The sequence below is a fragment of the Pseudoxanthomonas sp. PXM03 genome (genome assembly GCF_014852005.1).
Lineage (GTDB): Bacteria > Pseudomonadota > Gammaproteobacteria > Xanthomonadales > Xanthomonadaceae > Pseudoxanthomonas_A.
Genome location: NZ_JACVAU010000001.1, coordinates 752463 through 769695, shown reverse-complemented (window position 1 = coordinate 769695; position 17233 = coordinate 752463). Strand labels below are relative to the sequence as shown.

Annotated in this window: 17 protein-coding genes and 1 tRNA gene; 10 read left to right on the top strand and 8 right to left on the bottom strand. The window is 66.5% G+C overall.

What is annotated here, in order from left to right:
* Positions 1 to 81: 81 nt before the first annotated feature.
* Genes IB223_RS03475 through IB223_RS03465 form a run of 3 tightly spaced genes read left to right on the top strand, consistent with a single transcriptional unit; the run spans position 82 to position 4351 of the window.
* Positions 82 to 1482, top strand: coding sequence for an MFS transporter (locus IB223_RS03475; RefSeq protein ID WP_192200265.1), 1401 nt, complete (start codon positions 82 to 84; stop codon positions 1480 to 1482).
* The gene (locus IB223_RS03470) at positions 1479 to 3851 is read left to right on the top strand and encodes an NdvB protein (protein WP_192200264.1); all 2373 of its coding nucleotides are present in this window, start codon (positions 1479 to 1481) and stop codon (positions 3849 to 3851) included. Before IB223_RS03475 ends, IB223_RS03470 begins: the two co-directional genes overlap by 4 nt.
* Positions 3848 to 4351, top strand: coding sequence for a gluconokinase, GntK/IdnK-type (locus tag IB223_RS03465; protein ID WP_192200263.1), 504 nt, complete (start codon positions 3848 to 3850; stop codon positions 4349 to 4351). Before IB223_RS03470 ends, IB223_RS03465 begins: the two co-directional genes overlap by 4 nt.
* A gap of 56 nt (positions 4352 to 4407) precedes the next feature.
* Here IB223_RS03465 and IB223_RS03460 read toward each other — a convergent pair whose 3' ends face one another.
* Positions 4408 to 4965, bottom strand: coding sequence for a DUF3228 family protein (locus IB223_RS03460; protein WP_192200262.1), 558 nt, complete (start codon positions 4963 to 4965; stop codon positions 4408 to 4410).
* Positions 4966 to 5098: 133 nt separating this feature from the next.
* Between IB223_RS03460 and metF the strand changes: the two genes are divergently transcribed.
* Both metF and IB223_RS03450 read left to right on the top strand, forming a co-directional pair.
* Complete coding sequence (metF, locus tag IB223_RS03455) at positions 5099 to 5932, top strand: methylenetetrahydrofolate reductase [NAD(P)H] (RefSeq protein ID WP_192200261.1); 834 nt, start codon at positions 5099 to 5101, stop codon at positions 5930 to 5932.
* 98 nt (positions 5933 to 6030) lie between these two features.
* Positions 6031 to 6624, top strand: a complete 594-nt coding sequence (locus tag IB223_RS03450) for a hypothetical protein (RefSeq protein WP_225590791.1) — start codon at positions 6031 to 6033, stop codon at positions 6622 to 6624.
* A 14-nt stretch (positions 6625 to 6638) separates the two neighbouring features.
* Here the strand turns inward: IB223_RS03450 and IB223_RS03445 are convergent, their stop codons facing one another.
* The 7 genes from IB223_RS03445 to IB223_RS03415 form a co-directional block, all read right to left on the bottom strand.
* Positions 6639 to 8012, bottom strand: coding sequence for a HAMP domain-containing sensor histidine kinase (locus tag IB223_RS03445; protein ID WP_192200260.1), 1374 nt, complete (start codon positions 8010 to 8012; stop codon positions 6639 to 6641).
* The gene (locus IB223_RS03440; protein ID WP_055936695.1) at positions 7999 to 8682 is read right to left on the bottom strand and encodes a response regulator transcription factor; all 684 of its coding nucleotides are present in this window, start codon (positions 8680 to 8682) and stop codon (positions 7999 to 8001) included. Before IB223_RS03440 ends, IB223_RS03445 begins: the two co-directional genes overlap by 14 nt.
* Before the next feature lie 8 nt (positions 8683 to 8690).
* Positions 8691 to 9176: a hypothetical protein gene (locus IB223_RS03435; RefSeq protein ID WP_192200259.1), complete on the bottom strand. Its 486-nt coding sequence runs from the start codon at positions 9174 to 9176 to the stop codon at positions 8691 to 8693.
* 114 nt (positions 9177 to 9290) lie between these two features.
* Positions 9291 to 9740 carry a hypothetical protein gene (locus tag IB223_RS03430; protein ID WP_225590789.1) on the bottom strand — a complete coding sequence of 150 codons (450 nt, stop codon included), beginning with the start codon at positions 9738 to 9740 and terminating at the stop codon, positions 9291 to 9293.
* Positions 9741 to 10055: 315 nt separating this feature from the next.
* A complete protein-coding gene (gene rimK / locus IB223_RS03425) occupies positions 10056 to 10931 on the bottom strand; it encodes a 30S ribosomal protein S6--L-glutamate ligase (RefSeq protein WP_192200258.1) in 876 nt (291 codons plus the stop codon).
* A gap of 85 nt (positions 10932 to 11016) precedes the next feature.
* A tRNA-Gly gene (locus IB223_RS03420) sits at positions 11017 to 11090 on the bottom strand.
* A gap of 79 nt (positions 11091 to 11169) precedes the next feature.
* Positions 11170 to 12969: an autotransporter domain-containing protein gene (locus IB223_RS03415; protein WP_192201232.1), complete on the bottom strand. Its 1800-nt coding sequence runs from the start codon at positions 12967 to 12969 to the stop codon at positions 11170 to 11172.
* Positions 12970 to 13141: 172 nt separating this feature from the next.
* Between IB223_RS03415 and thiS the strand changes: the two genes are divergently transcribed.
* Genes thiS through IB223_RS03390 form a run of 5 tightly spaced genes read left to right on the top strand, consistent with a single transcriptional unit; the run spans position 13142 to position 17218 of the window.
* Complete coding sequence (thiS, locus tag IB223_RS03410; protein WP_192200257.1) at positions 13142 to 13342, top strand: sulfur carrier protein ThiS; 201 nt, start codon at positions 13142 to 13144, stop codon at positions 13340 to 13342.
* A gap of 60 nt (positions 13343 to 13402) precedes the next feature.
* Positions 13403 to 14197: a thiazole synthase gene (locus tag IB223_RS03405; RefSeq protein WP_192200256.1), complete on the top strand. Its 795-nt coding sequence runs from the start codon at positions 13403 to 13405 to the stop codon at positions 14195 to 14197.
* 4 nt (positions 14198 to 14201) lie between these two features.
* Complete coding sequence (gene trmB / locus IB223_RS03400) at positions 14202 to 14936, top strand: tRNA (guanosine(46)-N7)-methyltransferase TrmB (protein WP_192200255.1); 735 nt, start codon at positions 14202 to 14204, stop codon at positions 14934 to 14936.
* 33 nt (positions 14937 to 14969) lie between these two features.
* Positions 14970 to 16838 (top strand): SLC13 family permease, encoded by a 1869-nt coding sequence (locus IB223_RS03395; protein ID WP_192200254.1) that lies wholly within the window; start codon positions 14970 to 14972, stop codon positions 16836 to 16838.
* On the top strand, positions 16835 to 17218 hold the full coding sequence (locus tag IB223_RS03390) for an ACT domain-containing protein (RefSeq protein ID WP_192200253.1): 384 nt from the start codon (positions 16835 to 16837) through the stop codon (positions 17216 to 17218). The genes IB223_RS03395 and IB223_RS03390 overlap by 4 nt, the downstream gene beginning before the upstream one ends.
* The last annotated feature ends 15 nt before the right edge of the window (positions 17219 to 17233 follow it).

Sequence of the window (17233 nt, the reverse complement as noted above, 5' to 3'; positions counted from 1 at the left end):
CAAGCTTGGCCGCCGTTTCGGTTTGCGCCGGGCACTGTCCTTCGTGATCCGCCGCGCAACGACGTCAATCCGGGAGTGGACATGCAACGCGACCAGGGGAGCGGCGGCACCGCGCACCCCGCAAGCAAGGCAACACCAGCAACGGAACCCCGCCTGGGCGAAAAACTCGGCTACGGCGTCGGCGATTTCGGCTTCAATCTGTATTGGGCCAACATCTCGGCGTTCCTGCTCATCTTCTATACCGACGTGATGGGGCTGGCGGCTGCTGCGGTCGGCACGATGATGCTCGTCACCAAGGTAGTGGACGCCATCACCGATCCGCTGATGGGCGCCCTGGCCGATCGCACGCGCAGCCGGTTCGGCCGCTTCCGGCCCTACCTGCTCTATGGCGCATTGCCGATGGCATGCGCGGGCGTGCTGACCTGGACCGTGCCCGACCTGGGCGACGGGGGAAGACTGGTGTGGGCGTACGCGACCTTCACCCTGATGATGCTCGCCTATACGGTGCTGAGCATTCCGTACTCCGCGCTCTCCGGCGTGATCACCGCCGACAGCCAGCAGCGCACGCAACTGATCAGTTTCCGCTTCATCGCCGCCTTCGCCGGCACGATGGCGGTGAACTGGCTCACCCTGGACCTGGTGCGGTGGCTCGGACGCGGCGATGAGGCGCTGGGCTGGCAGTTGACGCTGTCGCTGTACGGCGTGATCGCCACGGCGGCATTCGTCACCGTGTTCCTGACCACGCGCGAGCGCGTCGCGCCTCCACCGCAGCAGCGCAGCGCGATCCGGCAGGACATCGCGGACCTGCTGCACAACCGGCCGTGGATGGTGCTGTTCGCGCTGGCACTGATCATCATGGTGACCATCGTGATGCGTGGCGGCTCGCTGGCGTATTACCTCAAGTACTACCTCGAGCGGCCGGAGCTGACCGGTCTTTTCCTTGGCACCTATGCGCTGGCCCTGGCCGTGGGCGCCGGACTGACGCCACTGATGACCCGCTACGTGGACAAGCGGCGATTGATGGCATGGCTGATGGCGGGCGTCGGCGTGGTGAGCTGTGCGATGTTCTTCATCCCCCCTGACGCGGTCTGGCTCATGTTCGCGCTGAACCTTCTGGTCGGACTGATGCTGGGGCCCAAGTCACCCCTGGCCTTTTCGATGTACGCCGACTGCGCCGACTACACCGAATGGAAGACCGGTCGGCGCGCCACCGCGATGACCTTCGCCGCGGCGACGTTCTCGCAGAAGCTCGGCGGCGCGCTGGCATCGGCGACGATCGCATGGATCCTGGCCGGGATGGGCTACGTGGCCAACGCAGCGCAGTCGGACGCCTCGCGGCTCGGCATCGTGCTGCTGCTGACCGTGATTCCCGGCGCCGTCGCCCTGCTGGCGGCGTGGGTCATGCGGTTCTACCCGCTGGATGGCGCCACGTTGTCGCGGGTCCAGGCCGAGCTGCAGTCCCGTCGGGAGGCATCGGCATGACGGACGTGCCTTGCGGCTTCGAGGAGCAGGGCCGCCGCTTCGTCCTGACCAGCCCCACGGCGATGTCCGCCGCCTCCACGTTCCTGTGGAACCGGAGGATGCTGCTGCAGCTCAACTGCCGCGGGTTCGCCACGGCGCAGTTCATGCAGCCGGAGCCCGCCAAATACGCGCATGCGCCGACGCTGGAGGCCAAGACCTTCATGCAGCCGGAGCAGCCGTACTACGCGCATCACCCTGGGCGCTTCTGCTACGTCAAGGACGAAGAAGACAACGGGCTCTTCTCGGTACCGCACGAGCCAGTGCGACGGAACCCCGATGGGTTCGCGTTTTCGGTCGGCCTGACCGATGTCGCGTGGCGGGTCCGCTGCGACGGCATCGAGGTGGAGATGGCCGTGGTGCTGCCGGTCGACGAGGTAGCGGAGTTGTGGACGGTGCGCGTGCGCAACCGGTCGGGCCGTCGACGACGCCTCAGCCTGTATCCCTACTTTCCGGTCGGCTACATGTCGTGGATGAACCAGTCGGGCAGCCATCGCGCCGATCTCGGCGGCATCGTCTGCGCCAGCGTCACGCCTTACCAGAAGGTCGAGGATTACTTCCGCAACCGCGACTTCAAGGATCGCACCGTCCTGCTCTACGAGCGGACGCCGGATGCATGGGAAGCCCACCAGGCGAACTTCGAGGGCGAAGGCGGATTGCATGCGCCGCAGGCCATCGTCGGCCAGGATCTGCTGGGCGGCGGCGATGCGGCCTATGAAATGCCCACCGCCGTGCTGCAGTACCGGGTGGACCTCGCGGAGGATGAGGTACAGGAGTACCGCTTCCTGTTCGCGCCGGCGCGCGATGACGACGAGATCCTGCGCCTTCGGGTGCGGCACCTGTCACCCGAGGGCTTCGCCGAAGCCGGCGCCGCCAGCGCGGCCCATGTCGACGACGGCGCGGGCTGTCTGCGCATTGAAACGCCCGATCCGTGGCTGGACGCGTTCGCCAACCACTGGCTGCCTCGACAGGTCTTCTACCACGGCGACGTCAACCGCCTCACCACCGATCCGCAGACACGCAACTACCTGCAGGACCACATGGGGATGGGCTTCCTCCGCCCCGAGGTCGCGCGCGCGGCCTTCCTGCACGCGCTGTCGCAGCAGGAGCCCTCCGGCGCGATGCCGGACGGCATCCTGCTGGTGGAAGGTGCCGAGCTGAAGTACATCAACCAGATCCCGCACACCGACCACTGCGTGTGGCTGCCGATCTGCCTGCGCGCGTACCTGGACGAGACCGGCGACGACGCCATCCTCGACGCCATGGTGACCGACCGTCATGGAGAAACGGCCAGCGTGGCCGAGCGCATCACGCGCGCCATGCGCTGGCTGCTGCAGGCACGCGATGCGCGCGGCCTGAGCTACATCGCGCAGGGCGACTGGTGCGATCCGATGAACATGGTCGGCTGGCGCGGACGCGGTGTGTCCGGCTGGCTGACGCTGGCCAGCGCCTATGCATTGAAGCAGTGGGCGGAGATCTGCGCGCGCCGCGGCGACGACATGCTCGCCGACGAGTTCCGCGTGGGCACGCAGGCGTGCAACGCCGCCATGAACGCACACCTGTGGGACGGCGACTGGTACGGGCGTGGCATCACCGACGATGGTGTCGCGTTCGGCGTCAGCGGGGATGGCGAAGGCCGCATCTTCCTCAACCCGCAGAGCTGGGCCATCCTCAGTGGCGCGGCCGACGCCGACAAGCGCGCGCGCATGCTGGCCGCCGTCGACACGCACCTGGTGTCGCCCTACGGCGTGACCATGTATGACCCGCCGTACACCGGCATGCGCGAGGATGTCGGACGGGTGACGCAGAAATTCCCCGGCACGGCCGAGAATGGCGCGGTCTACAACCATGCGGCGGCGTTCTATCTGTACAGCCTGTACCAGGCCGGCGACGCCGACCGTGCATGGCAGGTACTGCGCGCGATGCTGCCGACGCCGGACGCCGCCGATTGCCTGCAGCGTGGCCAGTTGCCGGTGTTCGTGCCCAACTACTACCGCGGCGCATGGCGCCTGCACCCGCGCACCGCCGGCCGCTCCAGCCAGCTCTTCAATACCGGCACGGCCGCCTGGCTGTACCGCTGCCTGGTGGAGGAACTGTTCGGTCTGCGGGGCGATGGCGATGTGCTGCGGATCGCGCCGCAGCTGCCTTCCCATTGGCCATCGGCACGCGCAACGCGCCGCTTCCGGGGCGCCGTGTTCGAGACGCACATCGAACGGGTTCCAGGGCTCGCGCGGATGCGCATCGCACTGGACGGGCAATGGCAGGACGACCATGCGATCCGTGGTATCGAAGCCGGACACACGTACCAGGTGCGGGTGGAACTGCCGGCATGAGCGGCATTCAGGTCGCGGTGGTGATGGGTGTATCCGGCAGTGGCAAGACCACGCTGGCGCACGCACTGGCCGGTGCCTGGCCCGCGACGTTCCTGGATGCCGACGATTTCCACAGCATCGCCGCGAAGGCACGCATGGCCGGCGGGCTTCCCCTCACCGACCGCATGCGGGCACCCTGGGTGCGCCGCATCGCCTTGGAGCTGCAGCGCCGCACGGCGGCAGGCGAACGCGTGGTGCTGGCGTTCTCCGGCCTGCGCCGGCGCCACCGCGACAGGCTGCGTGCGACCGGGTTGCCGTTGCGCTTCCTGTTCCTGCACGGCGACAAGCGGCTCATCGCCGCACGGATGCACGCGCGCAGCGGCCACTACATGCCCGCGTCGCTGCTGGACAGCCAGTTTGCCGCGCTGGAAGAACCCACTGCGGAGACCGATGTAGTCCGGCTCGGCATTGAACAGTCACCGGCAGTGCAGCTGGACCAGGCGTTGGCAGAGCTGGAATGACGTTCTGCGTGCAGTAGATGGCCACCGCGTGAATGCACGGCTTCCCGCATCGCGCATCAGGGGCGCCAGTTGGCGTTGCGATCCCAGAACGCCACGCTCCGCCGGTAGGCCTCGGCATCCAGCGGCACGCCCGAGCCACCCTCCTCCACGCCCAGCGCATTGCGCATCATCGTGATGGGCGCCATGGGGATCTCGTGCGGCGTGGCGGTGTAGAGGCAACCCACCACGCCCCAGCCCCCGTCGATCGGCGCTTTCTCCTTCGCCAGCTGCGCGGCGCTGTACAGGATGACGATCAGGTAGTCGGCCACCGGCGGTTCGACCCCTTCGAACCAGCGCACCAGCACGGGCAGTTCCGACGACGAACGCGCCTCGTAGGCCGACCGCAGCAGATGCCGGTTGTCTTCGGTGATGGGCACGGTCAGGCAGCGGGTCGCCGTCCAGTTCCGGTGCACATGCAGGCGACAGAACGGCGCATAGCCGGCGAGTACTTCGAACGGCTTCTCATCGTTCAGGCGTTGCTCGAATGCCTCTGGGGTGCAGTCCTGGATGGCATTGCGGCGCCTGTCGGCCGGGAACAGGCGGGTACGGGCGAAAGGGGTCAGGACGATGGTCATGCGGCAGGCGAAGGTGGGAGGGCGACAGGGTAGCTGCGCCGGCCCACTGCGGGATACGGCCCGGCGCCACAAAGATGCATCATTCATCCGGATGAAGAGATATAATGCCCCCACGATCCGACGGGCGCCCTCCATGCCATCCATCAGCTTCGAGTTCTATCCCCCCAAGACCGACGAGCAGCGCACGCAGCTCGATCGCACCGCGGACAAGCTGAAGACGCATGCGCCCGACTACGTGTCCTGCACGTTCGGCGCCGGCGGCTCCACGCTCAGCTACACATCGGAAACAGTCCGGCACCTCAACCAGCACCACGGCTTCGACGCCGCGCCGCACCTGTCGTGCGTGGGCGGCAGCCGCGAAGAGATCCGCGAACTGCTGCGCCTGTACCGCGCGCTCGGCTGCAAGCGCATCGTCGCCCTGCGCGGCGACCTGCCTTCCGGCATGGGGCATCCGGGTGACCTGCGCTACGCGTCCGAGCTGATCGAATTCATCCGCACCGAACACGGCGATGCCTTCCATATCGAAGTCGGCGCATATCCCGAGACGCACCCACAGGCGGAGGACGCGCTGACGGACCTGCACCACTTCAAGGCCAAGGTCGATGCCGGTGCCGACGGCGCGATCACGCAGTACTTCTACAACCCGGATGCGTACTTCCACTTCGTGGATGCGGTGCGCAAGCTCGGGGTGGAGATCCCGATCATTCCGGGCATCATGCCGATCTCCAACTTCACCCAGCTGCGTCGCTTCTCCGAAGCATGCGGCGCGGAGATCCCGCGCTGGATCGGCAAGCGCATGCAGGCACTGGGCGACGATGCGGACGCCATCCGCGACTTCGGTGCCGACGTGGTCGCCAGCCTGTGCGAACGCCTCGTCGCCGGCGGCGCACCCTCGCTGCACTTCTACACGCTCAACCTGGCCAAGCCCACCCAGACCGTGCTGGCGCGATTGGGCTGGGCCCGTTGAGCGTAGGCCACCGGGTCCGTCCTTCCGGCAGGTGAACGACCTCCCATTCCGTGCGCTTGCGCCATGACCTGGACGCAGCCGCGGATTAGGCTGGCCTCATGCGTTCCCTGCCCTGTCTTGCCCTGCTTTGCCTGGCCCCGTGGACCTGCCTGAAGGTGCATGACGCGCGTGCGCAGCAGCAGGGCGTGCAGCGCTGCAGCACGATGTCCGGCCAGACCGTCTACACCGACAAGCGTTGCGAGGACATCGGCGCGATGGACCGGTTGCCGTCGGGCGACACGCCCACCGCCGCGACGGGCGCCCTCTACCGTGGAGGTTGCTCCCGCACGCTCAGCGACCTGGTGATGCAGGTCTCGTCCGCCATCCAGGCGAAGGACGTGAACCGCCTGGCCGGCGTTTACCACTGGACCGGCACATCAGACGCCACCGCACTGCGCATCCTCGACCGGCTCGATGCGGTCACCCAGCGTCCGCTGGTCGACATCGTCCCGGTCCGGCCTGCACCCGCACCGGTGCTGGATGCCGCCGGACAGGTGGTCGACCCCAACCAGGATGGCTATTACCCGCACACCGCGCAGCGGCAACGTCCCATCGGCTTGCGCGTGGTGCAGACGCTGAAGAACAGCGCCACACCCGCCGACACCACGTTCGGCCTGCGCAGGGCCTACAACTGTTTCTGGATAACGCTGTAAGGAAACCCGGGGCCTCACGCGCCCTGCGGCGCAGCGCCCGGCGACTCCGGCGACGTGTCCCGCCCTGGCGAGAAACGCAACGAGGCCACGACGCCTTTCGAGTCCCCCGGACGGACGCCGACCTGCCAGCCATAGAGCGTGCACAGGCGACTGACGATGGACAGGCCGATGCCGCCGCCTTGTGAATGGCCGGCATGCGTGCCGCGATAGCCGCGCTCGAACAGCCGCGCGGCGTCTTCCTTGCTCAGGCCGGGCCCGGAATCGACGACTTCGACGGCATCCGGCAACAGGCGGACGACCACTTCGCCATCCTTGGTGTACTTGACCGCGTTGCCGATCAGGTTGCCCAACGCCACCGACAGTGCGGCCTCGGGCGAGTCCACGGTGATACCACCTTCGCCTTCGACCCTGAGGATCAGCGGCTTTCCTCCCAGCGTGGCGCGATGGGCATCGAGCAACTGGTCGACCACGCGTGCGACGTCGGTGTTGCCATGGCCACGCTCGTTGCGCGACAACAGCAGCAACGCACTGATCAGGTCCGTGCATTGCTGCTCGGCGCGCTGGATGCGCTGGATGCGGGTGCGCGTCTTCTCGTCCATGTCAGGGCGCGACAACATCAGCTCGACCGAGCCGCGGATGATGGCGAGTGGCGTGCGCAGTTCGTGGCTGACGTCGGCGTTGAACTCGCGGTCGCGCTGGACCACTTCGGTCAGGCGACCGGAATAGTCGTCCAGCGCCTTGGCGAGTTCACCGACCTCATCCTCGGGAAAGTGGGATGCCAGCGCGCGAGGGTTGCTGCTGCCGCGATAGGAACGGAGACGTGCGGCGAGTTCGGATACGGGGCTCATCACGCGCGAAGCGGACCACCAGCCGATCAACAACGATATGCCAGTGAACACCACCACCACGCCGATCAATGCACGATTGAACTTGTCCTTGCCCTTGGCGGACTCTGTCATGTCGTAAGCAAGGAAAAACCACGCGTCCGGCGTCTTCTGCACGGCGAGCCAATAGGAAAACGGGGACCCGTCCTCGTCCGTGCCGGACAACGCATGTATGCCGTTCGCCAGTTCGTACCAGTCGGGTTGCTCGTTCTTGAGCTGATCGAACTTGTCCGGCGCAAACGCGTAGGCACGCATCGTCTGGACACGCAGATCGCGCTGGCGTCCTCCGCTCTCGACATAGCGCCGCTGGTACTCGCTGATGTTCTGGCTCATCGCATCGACCACGAGGTCTTCCTCGACGCGATTCCGCACCCAGTTCGCCGAGAACGCGAGGAGCAGCGTCAGGCAGAAACCCAACAGCACGAACGACAGGATGATGCGGGTGCGCAGCCGCCGCCGGAAGCGGCGGTGGCGACGGGGTTTCGGCGACTCAGCTGCTGGCATCGGGCGCGGCGATGCGGTATCCGATGCCGTGGCGGGTCTGGATGTACGGGCTGTCGAACGGCTTGTCCACTACCGCACGCAAGCCATGGATGTGCACGCGCAGGGAATCGGAGTCGGGCAGCTCCTCGCCCCAGACGCGCGTTTCCAGCTCTTGGCGCGTCACAACGGCGGGAGACGCCTCCATCAAGGCCTGCAGGATCTTCAACGCAGTGGGATTCAACTGTAGCAGCTTGCCCTGGCGGCGCACTTCCAGCGTATCCAGGTTGTACTCCAGCTCGCCGACCTCCAGCACCCGCGTCTGCACGCCCTTGCCACGCCGGGACAGCGCATTCAGGCGCACCTCGACTTCCTGCAGCGCGAACGGCTTGATCAGGTAGTCGTCGGCACCGGAATCGAAGCCGGCCAGCTTGTTGTCCAGCGAATCCCGCGCCGTCAGCATCAGCACCGGCGTCTGCTTGCGGGCTTCGTTGCGCAGCTTGCGGCAGACCTCCAGCCCGTCCATGCCGGGCAGGTTGAGGTCGAGCACGATCGCATCGAACTCATGCACGACCGCCAGGTGCAGTCCGGTCACACCGTCGGCCGCGAAGTCCACCGTATGACCCCGCTCCTCAAGGTAATCACCAAGGTTGGCGGCGATGTCGCTGTTGTCTTCGATAACCAGGATTCGCATGTCAGGCTTCAGTCAATAATGGGGGAGCGGAAATTCTTGTCCATCTCGTTCCGCGCTTCTTCACGATGACGTCGACGCTCCGCGACCGTGATGCAATGGGTGGTGGCGCGCCTGGTTCCGACAGGCTTCTCCCTCGTGCACACGAGGCGACTCTCTTCGCCTGCATGAGTAAGGATGGCGTTGATCAACTCCTGGTCATTCAATACTGCCACCCGTTGCTCGGCGGACAGTCCGTCTACTGAGCCATTGGCTCTGTCCAGTTGACTGGACATGCGGCTCAACGCTTCCTTCACCTTGGCCGAATCCTGGGGGCTGATCTCGCCATATTTCTCGCCTCCGGCCAGATCATTCAGGATCCGCTGCTGCTGGGCTTCAAAGGGCGACTGGATATCCAGTGCATTGCGGGAGCCCTCGCGTGTAGACAGGGAATCAATCTTGGCATGCGCTACCGAGGATGTGACCAGCAATACGCCCAGAACAATCGCCTTGTGCATGCTTTGAATCTCCTGATGGGTGGCTTGGAAGCACGGTCGAACGCGTCGCAAAAACTATCTTGGGATGGCCCGGCTGCAGGGTCGCTTGAACGACCGGCACTGGACCTTCGCCCCTCAACTGCCCTTGTTGTAGGTACCCGAGGGGTTGCGGCGCATCACTTCCTGCGCGTCCTGGGCATCGCGACGACGTTCCGCAACAGTCTTGCACTGGGTCGTCGTCCGCAGCGACCCGATCTGCGCCTCGCGGCGGCAGACAAGACGGCTGTCGGCGGCGGCCTGGGACAGGATCTGGTTGATTTCGTTCTGCTCGTTGACCAGCTGGGTTTTCTGCTCGGGGTTCAAGGACCCGCCACTCTCGTTGATGATCGCGGCAAACCGGGCAAGGGATTCCTTGACCTTGGCACGGTCGGCGGTCGCGATCTCGACATAGGTTTCGCCGTCGTCCAATTGCTTCTGGATCAGCTCGACCTGTTCGGGCAGCGGCTTGTCGAGATCCAGCGCTTGCGGTTTGGTGGACTTGTCGCGGGGGGCGCCGTGGGCGGTCGCTGCCAACAGCAGCAGCATCAATGCCATGAAGGGAGGGCGACGCATGCTGCTTCCTTACGTGATGGGGATTACCGAATTTAGCCAACGGGACCCATGCCAGCAAGTATCGGAAGGGCTGGCTGAGAAAAACAAAGGCCCAAGCGGGCTTCCACCCGCTTGGGCCAAACTAATGCCCCGATTACCGTAAACCTGTGCTTTCCAGATGCAAACACCGGGAGGAACGCAGAGCTGCGGTCCGGACAAGGCTACGCGGGTTTCGATTAAACCACCGTTAAAGAGCGCGTTAATTTCGCGTGAAAATGGGACGTTGGGGCTGCAAAACGCCACGTCAGCCTATTCAGCGCGTGCGGCGAGGTGTTCCACGATCCGCCCCGCGACGTCCACACCACACACCGCCTCGATGCCTTCCAGTCCCGGGGTCGAGTTGACCTCCAGGACCAAGGGGCCACGCTTCGCGCGGATCAGGTCCACGCCCGCCACGCCCAGACCCAGAACCCGTGCCGCCCGTATGGCGACGGCGCATTCCTCTTCCGTGGCCACCGCGTGCTGGGCCGTGCCGCCCCGATGCAGGTTGGATCGGAAGTCGCCCTCCGGGGCCTGACGGCGCATCGACGCCACCACCTCGTCACCGACCACGAAGCAGCGCAGGTCGGCACCCTCGGCCTCCGCGATGAACTCCTGCACCACGAAGCTGGCATACAGGCCACGCAGGGCCTCGACGACGCTGCGGGACGCGGATGGCTTCTCCGTCAGCATCACGCCGGCCCCCTGGGCGCCTTCGTTCAACTTGATGACGTGCGGAGGGGGACCCAGCATCGAGAGCAGGTCGTGGGTATCGTCCGGGTTGTCGCCGAAGACGGTCACCGGCAGATCGATCCCCTGCGCCGCCAGCAACTGGTGCGTGCGCAGCTTGTCGCGTGCACGCAGGATGGCATCCGACGGGTTGGGACTGTACGTCCCCATGAGCTCGAACTGCCGCAGCACGGCCGTGCCATAGCGCGTGATGGAGGCGCCGATGCGCGGGATGACCGCATCGTAGTCCGCCAGCGACCTGCCCTTGTAGTGCAGTTGGAAGCCGGTGGACGCGATACGCATGTAGCAGCGCAGCGGGTCCAGCACACGCGCTGTGTGGCCACGCTGGCGCGCAGCCTCGACGAGACGTCGCGTGGAATACAGCTTGCCGTTGCGTGACAGGATGGCGAGCTTCATGGGTGGGCAATCACGGGGGCCGGGCACAGCATGCCACGCACGGGATACCGGGCGATGACAGGACGCGGGAAAGGGGATGCGGAGATGGAGCGGGTGATGGGAATCGAACCCACGCTAGCAGCTTGGGAAGCTGCAGTTCTACCATTGAACTACACCCGCACGATGCGGCGAGTCTATGCCGCAGGACGCGGCAAGGCAATGCGGCGCCGTCATCCGGCGCCGCATCGCGGGTCGTGCATCAGAAGTTGCCGCTCAAGGTCATGAACGCCGTGGTGTTGGTCCCGCCGCCCTGGTTGACCGTCGTGTTCACGCCCAGGTTGGCGTCGAAGCCGAACAGCCGCGTGCGCGCACCCAGCAGCAACGTCCCGTAGCTGTCATCGGTGTCCAGGCCAGGTACCGCATAGGGCGCGGTGCCCGGCAACGACAGGGCCTGCGCGAAGACTTCTTCCGCCGGGTCCTCGAATTCCCTGTCCACCGTCAGCCGGGCATAGGGCGCCAGGTGATCGTTGATCGCATAGCTGACCTGCCAGCCCGCGCTGCCGATCAATGAATCGAAATCCTGGTCCGGATACGCCAACGCCGTCGAATTGACGTTGCTTTCGGTGTAGCCATCCATCTCGATGGTCTGGGACACGACACTCACCACGGGACCATGGCGGAACGCACCCTCGCCGAATTCGTAGCCGGCGCTTGCACCCACCGTCAGGTTGGTGCCGTCCGGCGAGCCGCTGTGCCGGCGGGTCACGCCACCCAGCTGCACTTCGCGGTCCACGTCGTACGAGATCCAGCTGTAGCTGACCTGCGCGTTGGCCCACAGGTGGTCGCCGTACCAGCCGGCAAAACCGCCCAGCGTGGCATCGGATTCGTCGAAGCTGCCGCGGCGCAGGCCGAAGTCGTACTTCGCGCGACCGTAGCCGGCGAAGGCGCCATAGACCCACGAGCCCTTCGACCAGTCGACACCGAAGGTTCCCATCGGGCCCGCGCCGTCGTACAGGTCGCCATCACCGTAGCGCAGGAAGTCGCCCCGCACGTCACCCCACCAACGCATGCCATCGGCGTCCGGCTTGCCGGCCACGTGTGACGCCACGCGGTCTGCACGCGCGCGCCCATGCACGGAGGCGGTGTACGGCAGCAGCGCGATCTGGCGCGGGCCTTCCAGCATCGCCACCGCGTATTGCGACAGGATGGCGTGGGCCTTCGACGACGGATGCACGCCATCGGCGAAGGCATACACGTCCGGTGCGTTCGGGGTGGCGTAGTTGAGCGGACTGCAGGTGACCGAGGATGCGGTGATCTGCGGATTGCAGGCGGTCCCGGTGACATTGCCGAAGCCGTATTCCGCCGGACTGGCGACGATCTCGCGCAGCAGCGTGAAGGTGTCCAGCGGGATCACCCGCAGGCCGGCCGTGTTGATGGCCCCGAAGAGCGCATTGTTGTAGGTCGTGGCCAGCTGCGTGCCGGCGGCCGCGTTCGCAGGTCCCTGTGCGCGGAACGACGGCGTGACGCCCAGGTCGGGTACGGTCGGCACCAGGATGTAGCGCGCACCCGCATTCTGCAGCGTACCGATGATGCCGACCTGCGCCGTGACCGCGCCTCCGATGGTGGTGGTCGGGTTGGCGCCGGCGACCACGGCGAACAGGTCGTTCGCCCCGCCCCAGACGGTGTACAGCGCGTTCGGATCGGCGCGGCCGCCGTTGGCGGACAGGTAGCTGGTCAGCTGCGCCGTCATCGACGGAATGGGACCGAGCGCACCTGCGGTGTTGGTGCCGACCCGCGCACCACCGACGGCGTAGTTGGTACCGCCCTGGTTGGCGCTGCCAGCGCCCGTGCCGTAGTACTCGGCCAGGTACTCGGACCACACCAGGCCCGGGTTGGTGGTGAAGCGGCCGAGCAAGGCACCGTTCGGCCCCACCGCCTGGACCAGCGCCGGGCGGAAGTGGCCGGAATCGGTGAGGCTGTCACCAAAGAAGACGGTCTGGGAGTACGGGCTGTCGCCTGCCAGGGCAGGGGCGGCCGCCACCGCCAGCGCAACGGCCAGCAGCGAGCGGACGGGCGAAAAGGAACGCTTCATGGAATCTCCGGGGCAAGGGATGGTCGACTGCGCGCCGGCTCTGCCGTACGGCTGCGCATGGCGCGCATCGTTCCACCAAGCCCGCCGGCGCACACGCTGCAATGCGGCAAGCGCCCGGGCCATCGGCGACAATGGCGGCATGGACATCCAGTTGAACGGGCAGCCGCTGGCGCTGCCGGACCACAGTACCGTCGCCACCCTCCTCCACCTGCAAGGCCTGGCCGAGCGCCGCGTGGCGATCGAGGTCAATGGCGAGATCATCCCGCGCGGACAGCACGCACAGTGCGTGCTGCAGGCGGATGACCGTGTCGAAATCGTGCACGCACTGGGCGGCGGCTGAAACCGCGGATCGATCCGGATCGGCGGGACGCACCGGCATGACATGGGCGATAATCGCCGCATGTCCAACACCGCCCCCCATGACCCGCTGGTGATCGCGGGCAAGACCTATCGCTCCCGCCTGCTCACCGGCACCGGCAAGTTCAAGGATTTCGAGGAAACCCGCCTGGCCACCGAGGCCGCGGGCGCCGAAATCGTCACCGTCGCCATCCGCCGCACCAACCTGGGCCAGTCGCCCAACGAGCCCAACCTGCTCGACGTGCTGCCGCCGGACCGCTACACCATCCTGCCCAATACCGCCGGCTGCTATACGGCCGACGATGCCGTACGCACCTGCCGGCTGGCGCGCGAACTGCTCGACGGCCACACGCTGGTGAAACTGGAAGTGCTGGGCGACCAGAAGACTCTCTACCCGGATGTCGTGCAGACCCTGGCCGCGGCTGAAAAGCTGGTGGCCGACGGCTTCGACGTGATGGTCTACACCAGCGACGACCCGATCCTGGCCCGTCGCCTGGAGGAGATCGGCTGCGTCGCGGTGATGCCCCTGGCCGCCCCCATCGGCTCCGGCCTGGGCGTGCAGAACAAGTACAACCTGCTGGAAATCATCGAGAACGCCAAGGTGCCCGTGCTGGTCGATGCCGGGGTCGGCACCGCCTCCGACGCCGCCATCGCGATGGAACTCGGCTGCGACGGCGTGCTGATGAACACCGCCATCGCCGGCGCGAAGTACCCGGTGCTGATGGCCAGCGCCATGAAGAAGGCCGTGGAAGCAGGACGCGAAGCCTTCCTGGCCGGACGCATCCCGCGCAAGCGCAACGCTTCGGCCTCCAGCCCGATCGACGGCCTGATCGGCTGAACCGATGACGGACCCGTTCTCCAGTTCCGGCGCCAAGGCCCCGCCCAAGCCCTTCACGATCAGCGAAGGCCGACGCGAAATCCGCAGTTTCGTGCTGCGGCAGGGCCGCTTCACCGACGCCCAGCAGCGCGCATTCGACACGCAGTGGCCGCGCTTCGGGTTGGACTACACGGGCGCGCCACGCGACTACGACGCCGTGTTCGGCCGCACCGCACCGCGCGTGCTCGAGATCGGCTTCGGCAACGGCGAAGCGCTGCGCTTCGCGGCGGCCCGCGACAAGGACCGCGACTACCTCGGCCTGGAAGTGCACGCGCCCGGCGTGGGCCGCCTGTTGAACGCACTGGCCGAAGACGGCAGCGACCACGTCCGTGTCTACCACCACGATGCCGTCGAAGTGCTGCAGCACGAGGTCGCCGACGGCTCTCTCGACGAAGTACGCATCTACTTCCCCGACCCGTGGCACAAGAAGCGCCACAACAAGCGCCGCCTGGTGCAGTCCGACTTCGCAGCGCTCATCGCGCGCAAGCTGTGCCCGGGCGGCCGCCTGCATTGCGCCACCGACTGGGAAGCCTATGCCGAGCACATGTGGGACGTGCTGGACGCCACCCCGGGCCTGACCAACCGCGCCGGCCCGCGCGGCAGCGTGCCGCGCCCCGACTGGCGCCCGCAGACCCATTTCGAGACCCGCGGCCAGAAGCTCGGCCACGGGGTGTGGGACCTTCTGTACGACCGCGAGTAATACCGCAGCACGCACCAGGAAACCGACCGCGACATGGAAAACGCGCTGACGCTGACCAACGACATGAAGCTCGTCCTCGGGCTGGTCGGCTTCACGATGGCGATGTTCCTGTTCGAACGCATCCGCGCGGATCTGGTCGCCCTGGTCGTGCTGGTGGTCCTGGGCATCACCGGGCTGATCGCGCCGGAGGAGATCTTCGGCGGCTTCTCGGGCAACGCGGTGATGAGCATCATCGCCACCATGATCCTCGGCGCGGGACTGGACCGCACGGGCGCGCTCAACCGCCTTGCCTCCTGGCTGCTGCGGCGTGGGCATGGCATCGAGCAGCGGCTGCTGCTGATGACCACCGCCATCGCCAGCCTCAACTCCTCCTTCATGCAGAACCCATCGGTGATGGCGCTGTTCATGCCGGTCGCCTCGCGGCTGTCGTCGCGCACCGGACTGTCACTGCAGCGCCTGTTGCTGCCCATTGCCGCCGCCATCGTCATGGGCGGCGCGTTCACCATGGTCGGCAATTCGCCGCTGATCCTGCTCAACGACCTGCTGGTCTCCGCCAACAACAACCTGCCCTCGGGCATGGCCACGCTGGAGCCGCTGCGCATGTTCGCGCCGTTGCCGATCGGACTGGCGCTGGTCGCGGCGTCGCTGCTGTACTTCCGCTTCCATGGCGACCGGAAGTTGAAGGAGGAAACCCCTGACGCTGACGGTGCCGTCACCCCCGCACGCACCGAGAGCTACTTCGCCAACACCTACGGCATCGAAGGCGACGTGTTCGAACTGGTGGTCACCGCGGAGAGCCCGCTGGTGGGCATGTCGCTGGGCGAGGCCGAAGCGCTGCACGATGCGCCGTTGATGCTGGCCCTGCAGACGGGCAACGATACGCGGCTCGCACCGCCGGCCGACATGCGGATCTGGGTAGGCAGCGTGCTGGGCGTGATGGGCACGCGGCAGGACGTGGGCGATTTCGCCCAGAACCAGTTCCTGCGCATGTCCTCGCGCCTGCGCCACTTCGGCGACCTGTTCAACCCGAGCCGCGCCGGCATCTCCGAGGCCGTGGTGCCGCCGACATCCAGGTTCATCGGCAAGACCGCGCGCGAGCTGCGCCTGCGCAAGCAGAACGGTATCAGCCTGCTGGCGATCAACCGCGACAAGAAGGTCATCCGCGACAACGTGCGCGAGGAGAAGCTGCGCGCCGGCGACATGCTGGTGTTCCACAGCATCTGGCAGGACCTGGGACTGGCCGCCGAGAGCCGCGATTTCGTGGTGGTGACGGACTATCCGAAGGGCGAACAGCGTCCGCACAAGTTCAAGATCGCGATGACCATCTTCGCCATCACCATCATCATCGCGTTGACGTCCAAGCTGCCGGTCGCGCTGACCCTGATGACCGGCGTGGCCGGCATGCTGCTGACCGGCGTCCTGCGCATGGACGAAGCCTACGGCGCGATCAACTGGAAGACCGTGTTCCTGATGGCCGGCCTGATCCCGCTGGGCTGGGCGATGGACAGCAGCGGCGCTGCCGCCTGGGTGGCCGGGCACACGGTCGAACGACTGCCCGAGGGCATCCCCGTGTGGGCGCTGGAGATCGCCATCGCGCTGCTGACCACCGCCTTCTCGCTGGTCATCAGCCATGTCGGGGCCACCATCGTGATGGTGCCGATGGCGATCAACCTGGCGTTGGCGGCGGGTGGAAATCCCACCGCGTTCGCGTTGATCGTGGCGCTGTCGGCGTCCAACAATCTGATGACGGCCTCGAATCCGGTGATCTCGATGATCGTCGGTCCGGCCAACTACACCTCGCGCCAGCTGTGGCGCGTCGGCGGCCCCCTGTCGCTGATCTACACCATGGTCGTCGTACTCGCGGTCAACGCCCTGTTCTGGTGGAACGGACGCGCAGGATGACATCGCTGGCGCTGTCCCTGCTGCCGGGTCGCTACGCAGTCGCGCAACTGCCTGCGGGTTCCGCACTGCCCGAGTGGTGGCCCAACACCGGCATGCGACACGCCGGCTGGACCGACGACGAACTGTCGTTGGTCTGCGAGGAAGCGCATGTTCCCCAGGACGTGCGCTGCCAGCGTGACTGGCGCATGTTCAAGCTGCAGGGGCCCTTCGATTTCGCTCTGACCGGCATCCTGAAGGCGGTGCTGGACCCGCTGGCGGCAGCGGGCGTCGGGATCTTCGCACTGTCGACCTACGACACGGATTACGTGCTGGTGCAGGCACCTCGGCTGGACGACGCGCTGTCGGCATTGCGCGACGCGGGTCACCGCATCGGCGCTTGAAAGATTGCGGCTACG